The organism is Pseudomonas sp. FGI182 (genome assembly GCF_000511325.1).
Taxonomy (GTDB): Bacteria; Pseudomonadota; Gammaproteobacteria; order Pseudomonadales; family Pseudomonadaceae; genus Aquipseudomonas; species Aquipseudomonas putida_Z.
Window position 1 is genome coordinate 3,094,717 of the sequence record NZ_CP007012.1, and the last position, 15,377, is coordinate 3,110,093.

17 protein-coding genes, 1 pseudogene and 1 riboswitch are annotated in these 15,377 nt (G+C 64.6%); of the genes and pseudogenes, 10 read left to right on the top strand and 8 right to left on the bottom strand.

Annotated features, from left to right (window positions below):
- Positions 1-4: 4 nt before the first annotated feature.
- Complete coding sequence (locus C163_RS13680; RefSeq protein WP_025339295.1) at positions 5-292, top strand: hypothetical protein; 288 nt, start codon at positions 5-7, stop codon at positions 290-292.
- A gap of 96 nt (positions 293-388) precedes the next feature.
- The gene (locus tag C163_RS13685; RefSeq protein ID WP_025339296.1) at positions 389-1,003 is read left to right on the top strand and encodes a Yip1 family protein; all 615 of its coding nucleotides are present in this window, start codon (positions 389-391) and stop codon (positions 1,001-1,003) included.
- A gap of 19 nt (positions 1,004-1,022) precedes the next feature.
- On the opposite strand, the gene C163_RS13690 is transcribed toward C163_RS13685, so the two are convergent.
- The 6 genes from C163_RS13690 to C163_RS13715 form a co-directional block, all read right to left on the bottom strand.
- A complete protein-coding gene (locus C163_RS13690) occupies positions 1,023-1,283 on the bottom strand; it encodes a DUF1652 domain-containing protein (RefSeq protein WP_025339297.1) in 261 nt (86 codons plus the stop codon).
- Positions 1,284-1,467: 184 nt separating this feature from the next.
- Positions 1,468-2,397, bottom strand: coding sequence for a DNA-3-methyladenine glycosylase (locus C163_RS13695; protein WP_025339298.1), 930 nt, complete (start codon positions 2,395-2,397; stop codon positions 1,468-1,470).
- 180 nt (positions 2,398-2,577) lie between these two features.
- Positions 2,578-3,465, bottom strand: a complete 888-nt coding sequence (locus C163_RS13700; protein ID WP_025339299.1) for a pirin family protein — start codon at positions 3,463-3,465, stop codon at positions 2,578-2,580.
- Positions 3,466-3,561: 96 nt separating this feature from the next.
- Positions 3,562-4,536 (bottom strand): hypothetical protein, encoded by a 975-nt coding sequence (locus tag C163_RS13705; protein WP_025339300.1) that lies wholly within the window; start codon positions 4,534-4,536, stop codon positions 3,562-3,564.
- A gap of 63 nt (positions 4,537-4,599) precedes the next feature.
- Positions 4,600-5,484, bottom strand: coding sequence for an alpha/beta fold hydrolase (locus tag C163_RS13710; RefSeq protein ID WP_025339301.1), 885 nt, complete (start codon positions 5,482-5,484; stop codon positions 4,600-4,602).
- Between the two features lie 21 nt (positions 5,485-5,505).
- Positions 5,506-6,135, bottom strand: a complete 630-nt coding sequence (locus C163_RS13715) for a LysE family translocator (RefSeq protein WP_025339302.1) — start codon at positions 6,133-6,135, stop codon at positions 5,506-5,508.
- Positions 6,136-6,260: 125 nt separating this feature from the next.
- Between C163_RS13715 and C163_RS13720 the strand changes: the two genes are divergently transcribed.
- The 8 genes from C163_RS13720 (at position 6,261) to C163_RS13755 (ending at position 13,960) form a co-directional block, all read left to right on the top strand.
- Complete coding sequence (locus tag C163_RS13720; RefSeq protein WP_025339303.1) at positions 6,261-6,740, top strand: GNAT family N-acetyltransferase; 480 nt, start codon at positions 6,261-6,263, stop codon at positions 6,738-6,740.
- A 410-nt stretch (positions 6,741-7,150) separates the two neighbouring features.
- Positions 7,151-7,375: riboswitch (cobalamin riboswitch) on the top strand.
- 92 nt (positions 7,376-7,467) lie between these two features.
- Positions 7,468-7,656, top strand: coding sequence for a CbtB domain-containing protein (locus C163_RS13725; RefSeq protein ID WP_025339304.1), 189 nt, complete (start codon positions 7,468-7,470; stop codon positions 7,654-7,656).
- 9 nt (positions 7,657-7,665) lie between these two features.
- Positions 7,666-8,352: a CbtA family protein gene (locus tag C163_RS13730; protein WP_025339305.1), complete on the top strand. Its 687-nt coding sequence runs from the start codon at positions 7,666-7,668 to the stop codon at positions 8,350-8,352.
- Entirely contained in the window at positions 8,352-8,738 is a 387-nt protein-coding gene (locus C163_RS13735) for a cobalamin biosynthesis protein (protein ID WP_025339306.1), read from the top strand. Before C163_RS13730 ends, C163_RS13735 begins: the two co-directional genes overlap by 1 nt.
- Positions 8,739-8,769: 31 nt before the next feature.
- On the top strand, positions 8,770-9,522 hold the full coding sequence (gene cobM, locus C163_RS13740; RefSeq protein WP_025339307.1) for a precorrin-4 C(11)-methyltransferase: 753 nt from the start codon (positions 8,770-8,772) through the stop codon (positions 9,520-9,522).
- A gap of 66 nt (positions 9,523-9,588) precedes the next feature.
- Complete coding sequence (locus C163_RS13745) at positions 9,589-9,831, top strand: DUF1272 domain-containing protein (RefSeq protein ID WP_025339308.1); 243 nt, start codon at positions 9,589-9,591, stop codon at positions 9,829-9,831.
- A gap of 231 nt (positions 9,832-10,062) precedes the next feature.
- Positions 10,063-10,677: a response regulator transcription factor gene (locus tag C163_RS13750; RefSeq protein ID WP_025339309.1), complete on the top strand. Its 615-nt coding sequence runs from the start codon at positions 10,063-10,065 to the stop codon at positions 10,675-10,677.
- Between the two features lie 13 nt (positions 10,678-10,690).
- Positions 10,691-13,960, top strand: a complete 3,270-nt coding sequence (locus C163_RS13755; protein WP_025339310.1) for a transporter substrate-binding domain-containing protein — start codon at positions 10,691-10,693, stop codon at positions 13,958-13,960.
- Here the strand turns inward: C163_RS13755 and C163_RS27730 are convergent.
- Together C163_RS27730 and C163_RS27735 are read right to left on the bottom strand one after the other, a co-directional pair.
- Entirely contained in the window at positions 13,935-14,429 is a 495-nt protein-coding gene (locus C163_RS27730) for a methyl-accepting chemotaxis protein (RefSeq protein ID WP_256220410.1), read from the bottom strand. The two genes, C163_RS13755 and C163_RS27730, sit on opposite strands and share 26 nt — an antisense overlap.
- A gap of 42 nt (positions 14,430-14,471) precedes the next feature.
- Positions 14,472-15,290: pseudogene (locus C163_RS27735) on the bottom strand (PAS domain-containing protein); the annotation flags it as partial.
- Positions 15,291-15,377: the final 87 nt, after the last annotated feature.

Genomic DNA, 15,377 nt, shown 5'->3' on the forward strand with positions numbered 1-15,377 from the left:
GCCCATGAAAATGCCCTGCCGCGCGCCCAACGCCTCACTGCAACTCGATTACGTACGCGACACCCTGTTCGGCCCGGTGGCACAAAGCGTGGAATGCCAGTGCCAACTCGCCGCCCTCAACCTGCAAGGCCGCCCGGGCCTGCGCCTGCACATCTGCCCGCCGCTGCCCGACAAGGTCGACCGCGCTCACAGCGTGGCCTTCGTCTGGGACGGGCGCAGCTACCACGGTGTGGTCCGCGACCAGGGCAAGTGCGGTGATGGCGGCCTGAACCTGCTGCTGGAACTGCTGTAAGACGATCAACGGCGATCAACCCGGCTGAACCCACGGGGCGCGTCACATCTCCATAGCAAAAGGGCCCACGCCCGCCGGAGAACGCGGAGAACGCCAATGAACAGTCCGTTGCTCAAGCTCTTCACTCGCCCCGCCGACGCCTGGCTGGATATTCGCCGGGCCGAGGAAGACCACCCGCAGCAATATCTGCCGCGCCTGCTGGCCCTGGCATTGATCCCCGCGGTGTGCCTGTTCGTCGGCACCACCACCTTCGGCTGGAGCCTGGCGGCCGAGGAGCGGGTGCGCCTGAGCATGGCCAGCGCCGCGCAACTGGCGGGCCTGCTCTATGCCACCACAGTCGTCGGAGTGATGTTGATGGGCACGATGATCCGCTGGATGTCGCGCGGTTTCGATACGCAGCCCAGCCTCAACCAGTGCATCGGCTTTGCCGCCTACTGCGCCACGCCATGGTTCTTTGCCGGGGTGGTCGGCCTGCTGCCGATCCGCTGGCTGGCGCTGGCGGCGCTGCTGGCCGCCTCGGCCTATGCCAGTGTGTTGCTGTATGGCGGGTTGCAGACCTTCCTGCGCCTGAAGAAGGAACAGGCCATGCTGTTCGCGACCTGCGTGTGGGGGGTGGGGTTGTTGCTGCTGGTGACCATCCTGGTGGCGATGATCCTGTTCTGGTTCAACGGCCTGATGCCGGAATATGTGCGCCCGGCCAGCCTGGGCTGACCGGGGCGCGGCAGGCGCCTCAGGCGATCGCCTTGAGTGGCGCCGGGTGGCTGTCACGCAGCGCGTGCAGCTGCCCCACCAGGTTGACCAGGTCGCGGCAACTGTTGAGGCTATGCAGGGGGACCCCGCTCAGGGTCACGCCCTCGTCGAGACTCTGGCCCTGACCCAGGCGGATGGTCAGGTTGGCGCCGTCCGTGCAGCTGACTTCGCAACGGTCGGGCAGGCAGGCCTGCTCGATCATCTGCCGCATTTCTAGCATCGAAACTCCTATCAACGACATGGTACGACCCTCTCTTTGGGATGGCCTGTTGTGTGAGTACGCCTTTGTCGGGCGAGGCGCCAATTGATATTGCGCATGCCGGGGCAGGCGTCCATGCGCCTGGGCAATGATCATGCGGGGAATCCTCTAGCACCTTAGTGGAAGATTGCCTGTGCAGGCCGAGTGTTCGAACGCAATGGCAGACTTAGCGACGAGCGGTGCCGGCAGGCCCCAGCGATGCCCACAGATGCTGCGCCGCATAGGCTCGCCACGGTCGCCAGGCCAGGGCTCGTTGCGCCAGTTGGGCGTCGTCGCCTTCGAGCAGGCGCAACGCCTTGATCAGTGCCACATCGCCCAGCGGCAAGGCATCGGGCGCCCCGGCCTGGCGCAACGCCAGGTAGTGCGCGCTCCAGGGGCCGATCCCCTTGAGTTGGCACAGGTTGCGCAGCAGTTGATCCAGCACTTGCCCGCGGCGTAGCAGCCCGGGTTCGGCCAGCAAGGCACTGGCCAGCGTGCCCAGGGTGGCGGCGCGCGCCCGCGGCATGCCCATATCCTCGAACTGCGCAGCCGCCAATACCGGCAGCGCCGGAAACACGTGGCTCAGGCCCGGTGCGGGCCAGCGCAAGGGCACGCCGTGGCGTTGCACCAGGCGGCCGGCCAGGGTCATGGCACCGGCCACACTGACCTGCTGGCCCAGCACAGTGCGCATGGCCTGCTCGCAGGCGTCCCAGCCTTGTGGCACGCGCAGGCCCGGGCGCTCCTGTAGCAGGCGGGCCATCAGCGGATCGCGGGACAGTTCGGCATTGATGCGCGCGGGGTCGGCATCGAGGTCGAAGACCCGCCTCAGCCTGGCAGTCAGGCCGGGTAGCGCGTGGGCCGGGACGCCCTCAAGCCGGACCCGCAGGTACTGGCTGCCCGAAGGTGTGGCGTGCAAGACGGCGTGGCGGCCGGCAATTACCAGGGTACGGCGGTAGGTGCCGTCGAGGCAGGTCTCGATGCCGGGGATGCAGCGGGCAGCGAGGAAGGCCAGGGTCGAGGGCCAGTGGTAAGGGGCGCGGTAGCGCAGCCACAGGGTGTGGTGGCCGGGGGTGGGCAAGGATCGGCGTACGGCGTGCAGGGGGGTGAGCTTGGGCATGGGGTGATCATGCCAGTAATGCCAATGGTTTCAATCCGGACGTGGCTTTTGAGTGCTGGGGGCGCTCTGCGCCCCTATCGCGACACAAGGCCGCTCCTACAGGGGGTCGTGCTTCCCTGTAGGAGCGGCCTTGTGTCGCGATAGGGCTGCAAACGCAGCCCCAGCTTTTTCAGGCAAGGATCAATGCGCCGCACCGTCCCGTGCATCCTGCATCTGCCCGAACCGCCCGGCATGGAAGTCGTCGAACGACTCGGCAATTTCTGCCTGGCTGTTCATCACGAACGGGCCATAGCCCACGATCGGCTCGTCGATCGGTTCACCGCTGAGCAGCAGCAGGCTGGCACCTTCCAGCGCTTCGACGGCAACATCCTCACCACCGCGGTCAAGCAGCACCAGGCTGGATGGGCCGGCTTCGCGCTCGCCGTTGATCCGCACATTGCCGCGCAACACCACCAGCGCCGCATTGCGCCCGGCAGCAACCGGCAGCTGCAAGGTTGCACCGGCATTCAGGCGCATGTCCCAGACATCCATGGCGGTAAAGGTTCGCGCCGGCCCCGAATGCCCACGATATTCACCTGCAATCACCCGCAGGCTGCCGCCCTCGCCGTCCAGCGCCACCACCGGGATGTCCTCGGCCAGCAGCGTCTGGTAGCCAGCCGCTGCGCGCTTGTCCCGTGCCGGCAGGTTGACCCACAGCTGTACCATCTCCAGCGTACCGCCAGTACGGGCGAAGCCTGGGGAGTGGAACTCTTCATGGATGATGCCGTTGGCAGCAGTCATCCACTGCACGTCACCGGGGCCGATCAAGCCGCCAGCGCCGGTAGAGTCGCGGTGCTCCAGTTCGCCCTGGTAAACGATGGTCACGGTCTCGAAGCCGCGGTGCGGGTGCTGGCCAACGCCGCGCCGCGCACTGGTCGGGGTGAAGTCATGAGGGCCGGCATAGTCCAGCAGCAGGAACGGGCTGATCTTGCTGGCCAGGTTGTCGTAGGTGAACAGGCTGCGCACCGGGAAACCATCACCTACCCAGTGGGCGTGGGGGCTGCGGTGAATACCCAGAATCGTTTTCATGAGAAGGCTCCTCTCTTGGTTGAGATAACCTTACCAGTGATACCAATCAGGCAATAGCTGGCTAAAATGGCATGCATCGTCTCATTTAAAGGACAATCAGAAAAACACGGCGTGAAGTATCGGATGCCTCGTGTACTGCGACCTCAACCAATGCTCCAGCTTCAACGAAAAGGCTTGCCCCCGCACCCTGAGTTCCCGATAGACCGGATCCGCCATTGCCTGGCCCGGGGTCAGTCTGTCCAGATGGCGGCGATTTTCCACCGAGGATATCAACTCGAGAAAGACTGCGTAGTCTTCGAACAGTGCCACGCTATAGGGGTTGGAATGACCGAGCATTGCCAGGCGTTGCAAAGGGGTGAGGGCCAGCAATTGTTGAAGGCGCAAGACCTTCGACGGCGCAGGGAGGCCGTGGGCCTCGGCAATCGCCACGATGCCGCCTGCAAAAAGCAGTTTTCGCGAAAATTGCAGTTTGATGTTGCGTACCCCCCACGCCTTGCCTTCGGCCCTCTTTTCCTCGAAGTTCGCCATGAGGGTGCGGTAGTAGCGGATCAGGTCGTTAAGCAGGAACCTGGCAAGCCCGCTTCCATGATCATCAGGTACATAACGGCACAGCAGGTCATTCTGCCACCAGGCAAAGGCCTCATGCCCGAAGAGGGGCCGGCCTTCGAGCAACATCAGCATTCGCCTGGTCAGCGCAGTATTGTCTTCGCACTTCCAGCCTATGTGTTCGCTCAAGTCCGAGTACAGCGCCAACGCCCCACGGCCGAATTTAGCCTCGTCGCTTTCTCCCGGATGGCTGATGGGCCGGACAAGGTCGCTGACCTGGCGCAATATGTCGTCCAGACGACCCGCCGGCAAACTGCTGTCATGCACGATGAAAAAGTCGATGTCCGAAACAGGGGAAACCTCGCATCGACCATAGGAGCCCACGCTGACCACAGCCAGTGGTGACCGCCCCGCAAGTGGTGCAAGCGTGCTGTACATGGCTTGCCTGAGTGACTCGATTGTCTTGCAGGAGTAGTCGTAGCGTTCTTGCAGATACGATGGCTGTAGCAAGGTCTTGCTGGTCATGTCGTACGCTCGGGCAAAGCCCAAGGTTACTCACGCCTTCGCACCCGGTGCTGTCTGGAAAAACTATCCCGCCGGCCCCTGCAGCAGGAACGCCTGCACTTCTTCGGCACACGCCTCAGGATGTTCCTGCATGAAGCAGTGCCCACCTGCAACCTGCCTGGCGGTCACCTGAGGGTTGAGCGCCGCCAGGCGGCTAACCGAATGGGGCACGAAGGGGTAGGTGTGCTCGCCGTACAGCACCCGCGTGGGCGTGCGGATCGCCGTCAGGCTTGCCCACATGCGCTTGGGGAAGGAACTGAAGATTTCCACTTCGCGGCTGGGCCGGCACTTGAGCACCACCGTTTCGCCACAGTCGCCGATGGCATGCTCGACGTAGGCCCGCAGCGCCGCATCGGTCCACCCCTTAAAGATACCCCGCCCATGCAGCGACGCCAGGGCTGCCTCGCGGTCGGGCCAGTGGCTGCGACGGCTGGCGGCCTTGCGCGCCAGGGCGTGACGCTGGTGCAAGCCGACCAGGGCTGCCACCCCCATCACACCCAGCATGCGCCGGCTGAACAGTACCGGGTCAAGCAGCACGGCACGGGTGAACAGCTGCGGTTCACTGGCCAGGATCAGGCCGGTGAGCACGCCACCGAAGCTGTGCCCGACGGCAAAGCGCGGTACGTCGCCATACTCGCCCCGCCCGGCTGCGAAAGCCTCCACCGCCAGCGCAGCGGTGCGGTTCCAGCCACGAAAAACCCCGCCATGGTCACTGTCACCATGGCCCTGGACATCGCTGAGCCACAGGTCGAAATGTTCGCCCAGGCGCATCAGCAATGGCTGGTAGGCAAGGCAGCAGAAGCCGTTGCCGTGCAGAAAATGCAGCAGCGGCTTGCCACTGGCCGGGGTTCGCCAGCCACGCAGGGTGAAGCCTTCGGCGCATTCGTGGGACCAGGGGATCAACTGCATCGGCTTGCTGTACTCGCGGGGTCAGGAAAACGCCGATTCTACAAACAGCAGCGGGTACAGTGAAATCACCAGCAACAAGGCCATCAGGACATTGAACAGCATCAGCCAGCGCGGGTTCTGCAACAGGTTGCGCAGGGCGCTGCCGAACATCACCCACACCCCCACGCTGGGCAGGTTGACCAGGGCAAACAAGGCGGCGATGACAATGACGTTGGTCACATAGCCTTGCGCCGGCGTGTAGGTGGTGATTGCACCGACTGCCATCACCCAGGCCTTGGGGTTGACCCACTGGAACGCCGCCGCTCCCCAGAAGCCCAGCGGTTTGCGGGCACTGGACGAGGCTGTGCCGACCGGCCCGGAGGTGGCGATCTTCCATGCGAGATAAAGCAGGTAGGCGGCGCCGGTGTAGCGAAGTACCGTGTACAGCGGCGGCCAGGCCTTGAACACCTCGCCCAGGCCCAGGCCAACGGCCAGCACCATTACCATGAAACCGACGCTGATCCCCATGGCGTGGGGGATGGAGCGGCGCACACCGAAGTTGACGCCCGAGGCCAGCAGCATGGTGTTGTTGGGGCCAGGAGTGATGGAGGACACGAAGGCAAACAGCACGAAGGCGGTGAGCAGGTCGGCAGAGGCAAGCATGGCAGGCATTCCACATTCTTTATGGGTGCTGTCACACTAACGGAGTCGCCCTCCTCTGCGACCGATACAGTTTCACTAAATTGTGTAGATACACATCGCTGTACTGCTACCACCAGACCAAGGAAGCCGTCACCATGAGCCTTACCATTCGCCCTGCCGTTCGCGCCGATGCCGAGCAGATCCTGGCCTTCATCACCGAACTGGCCGAGTACGAACGCGCTCGCCACGAGGTGATTGCGAGCGTTGCCGATATCGAGCGCAGCCTTTTTGGCGAGGGCAGCACCGTGCACAGCCTGATTTGTGAGCGCGATGGCCGGGCAATCGGCTTTGCCGTGTATTTCTACAGCTACTCGACCTGGCTCGGGCGCAACGGCATCTACCTGGAAGACCTGTACATAACGCCCGAGCAGCGCGGCGACGGTGCCGGGCGGCAATTGCTGCGGCATATTGCCCGCGAAGCGGTGGCGAATGATTGCGGGCGGCTGGAATGGAGCGTGCTGGACTGGAACGAGCCCGCGATCGGCTTCTATCAGAAGCTGGGGGCCGAAGCGCAGGATGAGTGGGTGCGCTACCGGCTGGATGGGGAGAAACTGGCGGCGTTTGCCCGGGGCTGAGTGGGTGGATGCTCACGGCATAGACCACTACAGGCCGAACCGGCTTACATGAGGGCTTGAGTGCGCATGCCTTGAGCTTTTCAGCGCCTGTGAGATCGAGCGCCGCCCGCGCGGCGCTTCGCGGCACAAGGCCGCTCCTACATCTGTTTCCGGCCAATTACTCCTGTGCCAGGTGGGTTGCAGCCTTGGTGCTTGGCTGAAGATTGATGAGGAGCAGTCGTGCGCCCCTCGATATCGAATGGAACAAACAAGACGGACAGAGGTGAACTCACAGGAGTAACTGGCCGGAAACAGATGTAGGAGCGGCCTTGTGCCGCGAAGCGCCGCGCGGGCGGCGCTCGATCTCCCAGGCACTGCAAAACCAAATCCCTACCATCAGGGCAATTGACGGCAGCCCCGCCCCATGGTCTCCTTATGCCTCGCGTTCAGGTGCCCCCGATGGGGGTGAAACGGGAAACCGGTGCGTCACAGGCCCTCCAGCAGGGCCGGACAAGGCCGGTGCTGCCCCCGCAACGGTAAGCGAGCGAAGCGTCTGTACCACTGTGCCCGATCACCCGGCATGGGAAGGTGACGCCTTCCAGGAGCCTGGCTCCTCCTCGCAAGCCCGGAGACCGGCCTGGCGTTCATGAACACCCCGCGGTGGGCGGGCGCTGTTGCATTCCCCTGGGCTGCCACGCTCGGGGCTGCCGCGCTTGCCCGTTGCCCACAAAAAGCAGAGGAACGCGTCATGCCCGTCACCAGCGCCAAGCAACACAGCATCACCACCCCCGTCACCCTCAGCCAGCGTGTCGTCATCGCCGTCGGCGCCAGCCTGCTGGGCCTGTGCCTGGTGTATTTCGCCGGCTTCTCGCACATCGAAGCCGTGCACAACGCCGCCCACGACACCCGCCACAGCGCCGCCTTCCCCTGCCACTGAGTACGCCCGATGATCACACGCATTGCCCGTACCGCGGGCTTCAGCGGGTTGCTGGCGGCCTTGCTGCTGACCTTGCTGCAAAGCTTCTGGGTCGCCCCGCTGATTCTCGAGGCAGAAACCTACGAATCTTCAGCTCCGGTCGCCCAGCACGAGCATGCTGGCGAAGTGGCCGCCCATGAACACAGTGCCGAAGCCTGGTCGCCGGAAGACGGCTGGCAGCGGGTGCTGTCCACCACCGGCGGCAACCTGGTGGTCGCAGTCGGCTTCGCCCTGATCCTCACCGCCCTGTACAGCCTGCGCGAACCCAAGCGTGCCGGCACCGGCGCACTGTGGGGCCTGGCCGGCTTCGCCGTGTTCTGCCTGGCCCCGACCCTGGGCCTGCCGCCGGAACTGCCAGGTACTGCAGCCGCCGACCTGGGACAACGCCAGGCCTGGTGGATCGGCACCGCCAGCGCCACCGCGCAGGGCCTTGCCCTGCTGGTGTTCGCCCGCCACTGGTTGCTGAAGGCGCTGGGCGCCGTGCTGCTGGTCATTCCCCACGTGATCGGTGCGCCGCAACCCGAGGTGCACGAGAGCCTGGCCCCCGCCGCACTGGAAACCCAGTTCAAAGTGGCCTCCTGGCTGACCAACGCCGCCTTCTGGCTGGCCCTGGGCCTGCTCAGCGCCTGGCTGTTCCGGCGCTCCAGCCAAGCCTGATGCCTGCCTTTTACGCCGGCTTCGGCTGCCGCCGGGGTTGCCCGGCGGATACGCTGGAAACCTTGCTACGCCAGGCCCTGGCCAACCAGGGCCTGGCGTTGGCCGACCTGCACGGTATCGCCAGCATCAGCCTGAAGGCCGACGAACATGGCTTGCAGCAACTGGCCGAACGCCTCGGCGTGCCCTTGGTGTTGTACGATACCGCGCAGTTGCAACCCTACGAACTCCAGCTCAGCCACCGCTCCGCTGCTGCCCATGCCCACTGCGGCTGCTGGGGCGTGGCGGAGAGTGCGGCACTGGCCCTGGCCAGCCAGCGGCTCGGCACGGCCAGGTTGCTGCTGACGCGCCAGGTACTGGGCCCGGCTACCCTCGCCCTGGCCTGTTGAACGTTTCCCCTCTTTCCTGCAAGGACTTTCCATGACGGTCTACTTCATCGGCGCCGGCCCCGGCGACCCGGAACTGATCACAATCAAGGGCCAACGGCTGATCCGCCAGTGCCCGGTGATCATCTATGCCGGCTCGCTGGTACCGGCCGCCGTGCTCGAGGGCCACCAGGCCGAGACCGTGATCAACAGCGCCGAACTGCACCTGGAACAGATCATTGCCGCCATGCGCAGTGCGCATGAGCAAGGCCTGGATGTGGCCCGGGTACACAGTGGCGATCCCAGCTTGTACGGCGCCATCGGCGAGCAGATCCGCCATCTGCAGGCGCTGGGCATCGATTACCAGATCATCCCCGGGGTCACCGCCACGGCGGCCAGCGCCGCCCTGCTCGGCTGCGAACTGACCCTGCCCCAGGTAGCACAGACCGTTATCCTTACCCGTTATGGCGACAGTTCGCCGATGCCGCCCGGCGAGCAACTTGGCGACCTGGCGCGCCATGGCAGCACCCTGGCGATCCACCTGGGGGTCAAGCACCTGTCGCGTATCGTCGAAGAACTGCTGCCGCACTACGGCACGCACTGCCCGGTGGCGGTGGTGCATCGCGCCACCTGGCCGGACCAGGACTGGGTGCGCGGCACCCTCGGCGATATCGTCGAACGCGTCGCGGCCAAGGGCTTCCGGCGCACGGCGCTGATCCTGGTGGGCCATGTGCTGGGCGACACACCGTTTGCCGAATCGGCCTTGTACCGCGCCGGGCATGCCCACCTGTATCGTCCTGGCGACTGAGCATTGCCAGGTTCGCCACGGGCGTAGCAGACTCCGGTTTCCCGCCTGCAAACAGGAGTCATGCCCATGCTGGACCTACGCCCAAACTGCGAGTGCTGCGATACCGACCTGCCCGGTGACAGCCCCGATGCGCTGATCTGCTCCTTCGAATGCACCTTCTGCCGCACCTGCGCCGAAACCCGTTTCCAGGGCCGCTGCCCGAACTGCACCGGCCAGTTGGTGGCACGCCCGACACGCGTCAGCCAGGCGCTGGCCAACAACCCTGCCTCGACCCAGCGCGTGAGCAAAGTACACTCCGCCTGCGCGTGATCTACTTCAAAACATTCAAAAAAACAGACATCGCCGCTTTGTCAGGGTAATGTCTTTCCCACGTTTTGTAGGACTTTTCAACAGCTAGCCCGGGGACTTTCAACACTTCTATACTCGGCATTACCAAATTTCGGGAATGGTCGTATCGTGCAGCGCTTCCGATAACCCCACTTGCAGACGTATTCCTGAGTGATCCAGGAAGCGGACCACATCCTGACAGGAGTTTTCTTCATGACTACCGTGCTGATCGTCGACGACCACCCCATCGTGCGACTGTCCTTGCGAATGCTGCTCGAACGCGAGCGCTTCCATGTTGTCGGCGAAGTCGGCGATGGCAGTGAAGTCACGCAGGAGGTCCGCAGACTGCGCCCGAACGTGGTCATCCTCGACATCGGCCTTCCGGGCCTGGACGGCATGGAAGTCATCAAGCGCCTCCAATGCCTGGAACCGGCCCCCAAGATCATGGTGCTGACCGGCCAGGCCACCGACCTGTATGTGCGGCGCTGCCTGGATGCCGGCATCGGCGCCTTCGTCACCAAGGATGAAGACCACGAGGCCTTGCTGTTCGCCCTGAAGGCCCTGGTCAAGGGCTACTCGACCTTCCCGCAGATGTCGGTCAACAGCAACTCGCTGGAAAGCGAGCCCATGCGCCTGGCGAGCCTGTCCAACCGGGAAATGGAAGTGCTCAGGCGCCTGTCACGCGGCGAGAACAACAAGAATATCGGCACCTGCATGAACCTCAGTGCCAAGACCATCAGCACCTACCGGGGCCGCATCATGGAAAAGCTCAAGACCGAATCGCTGGTTGAGATGGTCGACCTGGCCAAGCGCAACAGCGTCTATTGAGCGCTCGGTGGCAATGAAGCGCCTGCTGGCAAGCGCCCTTCTGGTCATCGGCCTGGCCAATTCCGGCGCGCTGCTTGCCAACAGCGAACCCCGCCAGTTGCTGGCGCGCTCGGTCAGCGCCGCCGCCCCGCTCGCGCTGTCCAGCGAAGAGCGGCAATGGCTCCAGCAACGCCAGCACCTGGTTCTTGGCAGCTCGCGGCCCGACTACCCACCGCTGGAAATCAATGTCAGCCAGCGCGACTATGAAGGCCTCAGCGCCGATTACGCTGGCATCATCGCTGAACAGCTGGGCACCACCATCGAAGTACGACGCTACGACAGCCGCCACGAAGCCATCGCTGCGCTACGCGACGGCCGTATCGACCTGCTGGGCAGCTCCAACGCCTTCGAGGCAGCGGATGCCCAGCTCAGCCTCAGTGCGAGCTACGCCGACGACCTGCCGGTCATCGTCACCCGCGAGGGGCACAGCTTGAAGAACACCCCCGATCTCGCCGGCCTGCGCCTGGCCATGGTCGATCATTACCTGCCGGCCAGCAGCGTCCGTAGCCTGTACCCCAAGGCGCAACTGAGCCTGTATCGCTCGACGCTGGCCGGGCTGGCCGCCGTCGAACTGGGCGAGGCCGACGCCTACCTGGGCGATGCCATCAGTACCGACTTTGCGATTGGCAAGAGTTACCAGGGCACACTCAAGATCGACCACTTCTGCCAGGTTGCCCCCGGGGCGTTTGCCTTTGCCCTGGCCAGTGACAACCCGCGCCTGCGCCAGCTGGTCGACAAGGCGCTGGCGCGCATCAGCGAAAGCGAACGCCTGAACATCCTGCGCCGCTGGAGCAGTGGCAACACCAGCCTGCTGCTGCAACGCCACCTCACCGCCCTGACCGCCGAAGAAGACGCCTGGATCGCCGCCAACCCCAGCATCAGCGTGCTGGTCAACACATCGCTGGCGCCGCTGACCTTCAACGACGCCCAGCACCGCCCCAGCGGCATTACCCTCGACCTGCTCAAGCAGATCTCGCTGCGCACGGGGCTGAATTTCAAGCCGGTCGAAAGCCCGTCGGCGCAGGCAATGGTCGAGCGCCTGGCGCGCGGCGATGCGCAGATGATCGGCGCATTGGGCTATAGCGCGGACCGTTCGAAACAACTGCGCTATACCCGCCCCTACCTGGTCAGCCCGCGGGTGCTGGTTACCCGTGGCGACAATGCATTACCGGCGCAGGCCATGGCGCTGGATGGCCTGCGCATCGCCCTGGTGCGCGGCTCGCCGCAACGGGCCGTGCTGCAACAACGCTACCCGCAGGCCAGGATGGTCGAAGTGGACAACCCGCTCGGCCTGATGGAAGCCGTGGCCAACGGTGCCGCCGACGTCGCCTTGAGCAGCCATATCAATGCCGCCTACTACATCAGCCATGTGTTCAAGGACCGCCTGCGCATTGCCAGCGTGCTCGACGATGACCCGGCCATCGCCGCCTTCGCCGTGGCCGCCGACCAGCCGCAGTTGCAGGCAATCCTCGACAAGGCGCTGCTGAGCATTCCACCCGAAGAGCTGGACCAGTTGATCAACCGCTGGCGCACCAACACCCTGGTCAGTGACAGCCCTTGGCGCGACTACCGCACCCTGGCCTTGCAGGTGCTGGTACTGTCGGCCTTGCTGCTGGCCGGGGTGGTGTTCTGGAACAGCTACCTGCGCAAGCTGATCAACCAGCGCACCGAGGCCCAGCATGCCCTGCAAGCGCAATTGGCGCTCAGCCGCGGCCTGCTCGAGCAGCTGCGCCAGGCCAAGGACGACGCCGAACAGGCCAGCCAGACCAAAAGCACCTTCCTGGCCACCATGAGCCATGAAATCCGTACCCCGATGAATGCCGTGATCGGCCTGCTGGAGCTGGCCCTGGAAGACAGCCGCGGCGGCCGTTGCGACACCCAGACCTTGCAGACCGCCTACGATTCGGCCATCGGCCTGCTTGAGCTGATTGGCGATATTCTCGACATTTCCCGCATCGAATCCGGGCACATCACCCTGCAGCCGGTGCCCACCAACCTGGTCGAACTGGTACGCGCCACCGTGCGGGTGTTCGAAGGCAATGCACGGGCCAAAGGCCTGCACTTGCACAGCGAGCTGCCCGCTGCGCCGGTCTGGGTACTGGCTGATCCGCTGCGCCTCAAGCAGGTCTTGTCCAACCTGATCAGCAACGCCATCAAGTTCACCGACCGCGGCGAAGTCCAGGCCAGCCTGCTGCTGCACTCGCCCAGCGACGCTGACATCTTGGCAGTGGAACTGAATGTGCGAGACACCGGCATCGGCATCAGCCCTGCCGACCAGGCCCGGCTGTTCAACGCCTTCGTCCAGGCCGACGGCCCACGGGCACGCCAGGGCGCCGGCCTGGGACTGGTCATCAGCCGCACCCTGGCCGAGTTGATGGGCGGCACCTTAAGCCTGCAGAGCGTCGAAGGCGTGGGCACCAAGGTGCAGGTCTGCGTGCGGCTGCCCGCCTGCGCAGCACCGGTACAGGCCGAACAGCAGGACCCGGTGGTTGAAAACAGCAGCCCGCTGAACATATTGGTAGTCGACGACTACCCCGCCAACCTGCTGCTGCTGGAGCGGCAACTGCATACCCTGGGGCATCGGGTGACGCTGGCGGAGAACGGGGAAATCGCGCTGGCACGCTGGCAGGCAGCGCGCTTCGACCTGGTGATCACCGACTGCAGCATGCCGGTCATGGACGGCCACGAACTGACCCGCCGCATCCGCAGCCTCGAGGGCGAACGCGGCCTGGCGGCATGCCACATTCTCGGCGTCACCGCCAACGCCCAGGCCGAGGAGCGTGCCCGCTGCCTGGCCAGCGGCATGGACGAATGCCTGTTCAAACCCATTGGCCTGCGTACGCTCAAGGCCCACCTGCCCCACGCTCACCCCCGGCAACAGCCGCCAGCGCGGCGCGCCAGCGGGTTCAACCTTGGCGAACTGCGGCACCTGACCCAGGATGACGAACAACTGACGCGGAATCTGCTGGAACAGCTGGCACAAAGCGTCAGCGAAGACCTGGCCACCTTGCGCGCACTGGCAGCAGATGCCCCCGGCGAGGCTGTGCGCGCCCTGGCTCACCGGATCAAGGGCGGGGCGAAGATGCTCAAGGTACGCACGCTGGTCCACGATTGCGAAGCCATCGAACAGGCCCAAGGCCAAGGCCTGCCGACGACTGACCTGCGCCTGCAATTGCAGGCCAGCCTGGAGACCCTGCTGGACGAGTTGGGCGATGCGCTCAATGCAATTGCAGCGTCGAACTGATCTGGCTGATGGCGTTTACCACGTGCCGTGAACCCTGCTGGATTTCCATGATCACCGTGCCGGCCTCGTTGGCCAGCGCCACGCCATGATCGGTGCGTTTCAGGCTCGACTGCATGCTGGCCACGGCCAACAGCGACAGGTCGTGGTTCTGCCGCACCACGTCGACAATTTCCAGGGTGGCCTTGCTGGTTCGCGCCGCCAGGTTGCGCACCTCGTCGGCCACCACGGCAAAACCGCGCCCGTGCTCGCCGGCGCGGGCCGCCTCGATGGCCGCGTTCAAAGCCAGCAGGTTGGTCTGGTCGGCAATGCCACGGATGGTCAGCACGATCTGCCCGATCACATCCGACTGTTTGCTTACCGCATCGATGCTGCGGGCCGCGTCGTTGAGTTCATGGGAAATCTGCTCGATCACCTGTACCGCCTGCTGTACCACCTCGGTGCCCTTGCGCGCGCAGGCATCGGTCTGCACCGAACTGGCATGGGCAGCATCGGCGGCGCTTTGCTGGGTGCTTATCTGGCGGGTGATGTCGCTGGCGAACTTCACCACCTTGTACAAGCGGCCCTTGCTGTCGAAGATCGGGTTGTAGGACGCCTCCAGGTAGACCGTCCGGCCATGTTTGTCGACGCGCTCGAAACGGTGCGAATGGTATTCGCCGCGGTTGAGCGAAGCCCAGAACTCGCGGTACTCGGCCGATTCGCGCTCATGCGCCAGGCAGAACAGCCCGTGATGGCGGCCGACCACCTCGTCCAGGCGATAGCCCATGGTGTCGAGGAAGTTCTGGTTGGCCTTGATCACCCGGCCTTGCGGGGTGAATTCGATCACCGCCATGGAGCGGCCGATGGCCTTGAGCAGGCTTTCGCTCTCGTGCTCCTCCATCACCCGCTGGCTGATGTCGGATGCCACCTTGATCACGCTGGTGACCTGGCGCTGCTCGTCCAGTACCGGCATGTAGCTGGCTTCCAGCCAGACTTCGCGGCCGGCCTTGTCGATGCGCTCGAAGGTACCGCTGATGGCCTTGCCCTGCCCCAGTTCACGCCACAGTTGCTGGTATTCGGCGCTTTTCGCGTAGCCAGGGTCGCAGAACAGCCGGTGATGCTTGCCGCGCAACTCCTCGGCGCTGTAGCCCATGGCCTGGCTGAAGCGCTCATTGGCATCGAGGATCGTGCCGTCGGGGGTGAACTCGATCATTGCCATGGAGCGGCTGATCGCCGCCAGCTTGGCCTGCAAGCTGGCCAAGGCCTCATGACTGCGCTGGATCTCGACCAGATCGGACTTGCGGTGGAAATCGAACATGACGCCGGGCTCCTGTATGCGCGGTGTCCTGAGCATAGATCGCCTGGCGTGAGTCGTGGTTTTTGTGGCGCCTGTGAGATCGAGCGCCGCCCGCGCGGCGCTTCGCAGCACAAGGCTGCTCCT

Bases quoted from the DNA above. Each gene is read 5' to 3' on its own strand.
- C163_RS13680 (WP_025339295.1), top strand. From the start codon at position 5: ATGAAAATGCCCTGCCGCGCGCCCAACGCCTCACTGCAACTCGATTAC.
- C163_RS13685 (WP_025339296.1), top strand. From the start codon at position 389: ATGAACAGTCCGTTGCTCAAGCTCTTCACTCGCCCCGCCGACGCCTGG.
- C163_RS13690 (WP_025339297.1), bottom strand. From the start codon at position 1,283: ATGTCGTTGATAGGAGTTTCGATGCTAGAAATGCGGCAGATGATCGAG.
- C163_RS13695 (WP_025339298.1), bottom strand. From the start codon at position 2,397: ATGCCCAAGCTCACCCCCCTGCACGCCGTACGCCGATCCTTGCCCACC.
- C163_RS13700 (WP_025339299.1), bottom strand. From the start codon at position 3,465: ATGAAAACGATTCTGGGTATTCACCGCAGCCCCCACGCCCACTGGGTA.
- C163_RS13705 (WP_025339300.1), bottom strand. From the start codon at position 4,536: ATGACCAGCAAGACCTTGCTACAGCCATCGTATCTGCAAGAACGCTAC.
- C163_RS13710 (WP_025339301.1), bottom strand. From the start codon at position 5,484: ATGCAGTTGATCCCCTGGTCCCACGAATGCGCCGAAGGCTTCACCCTG.
- C163_RS13715 (WP_025339302.1), bottom strand. From the start codon at position 6,135: ATGCCTGCCATGCTTGCCTCTGCCGACCTGCTCACCGCCTTCGTGCTG.
- C163_RS13720 (WP_025339303.1), top strand. From the start codon at position 6,261: ATGAGCCTTACCATTCGCCCTGCCGTTCGCGCCGATGCCGAGCAGATC.
- C163_RS13725 (WP_025339304.1), top strand. From the start codon at position 7,468: ATGCCCGTCACCAGCGCCAAGCAACACAGCATCACCACCCCCGTCACC.
- C163_RS13730 (WP_025339305.1), top strand. From the start codon at position 7,666: ATGATCACACGCATTGCCCGTACCGCGGGCTTCAGCGGGTTGCTGGCG.
- C163_RS13735 (WP_025339306.1), top strand. From the start codon at position 8,352: ATGCCTGCCTTTTACGCCGGCTTCGGCTGCCGCCGGGGTTGCCCGGCG.
- cobM (WP_025339307.1), top strand. From the start codon at position 8,770: ATGACGGTCTACTTCATCGGCGCCGGCCCCGGCGACCCGGAACTGATC.
- C163_RS13745 (WP_025339308.1), top strand. From the start codon at position 9,589: ATGCTGGACCTACGCCCAAACTGCGAGTGCTGCGATACCGACCTGCCC.
- C163_RS13750 (WP_025339309.1), top strand. From the start codon at position 10,063: ATGACTACCGTGCTGATCGTCGACGACCACCCCATCGTGCGACTGTCC.
- C163_RS13755 (WP_025339310.1), top strand. From the start codon at position 10,691: ATGAAGCGCCTGCTGGCAAGCGCCCTTCTGGTCATCGGCCTGGCCAAT.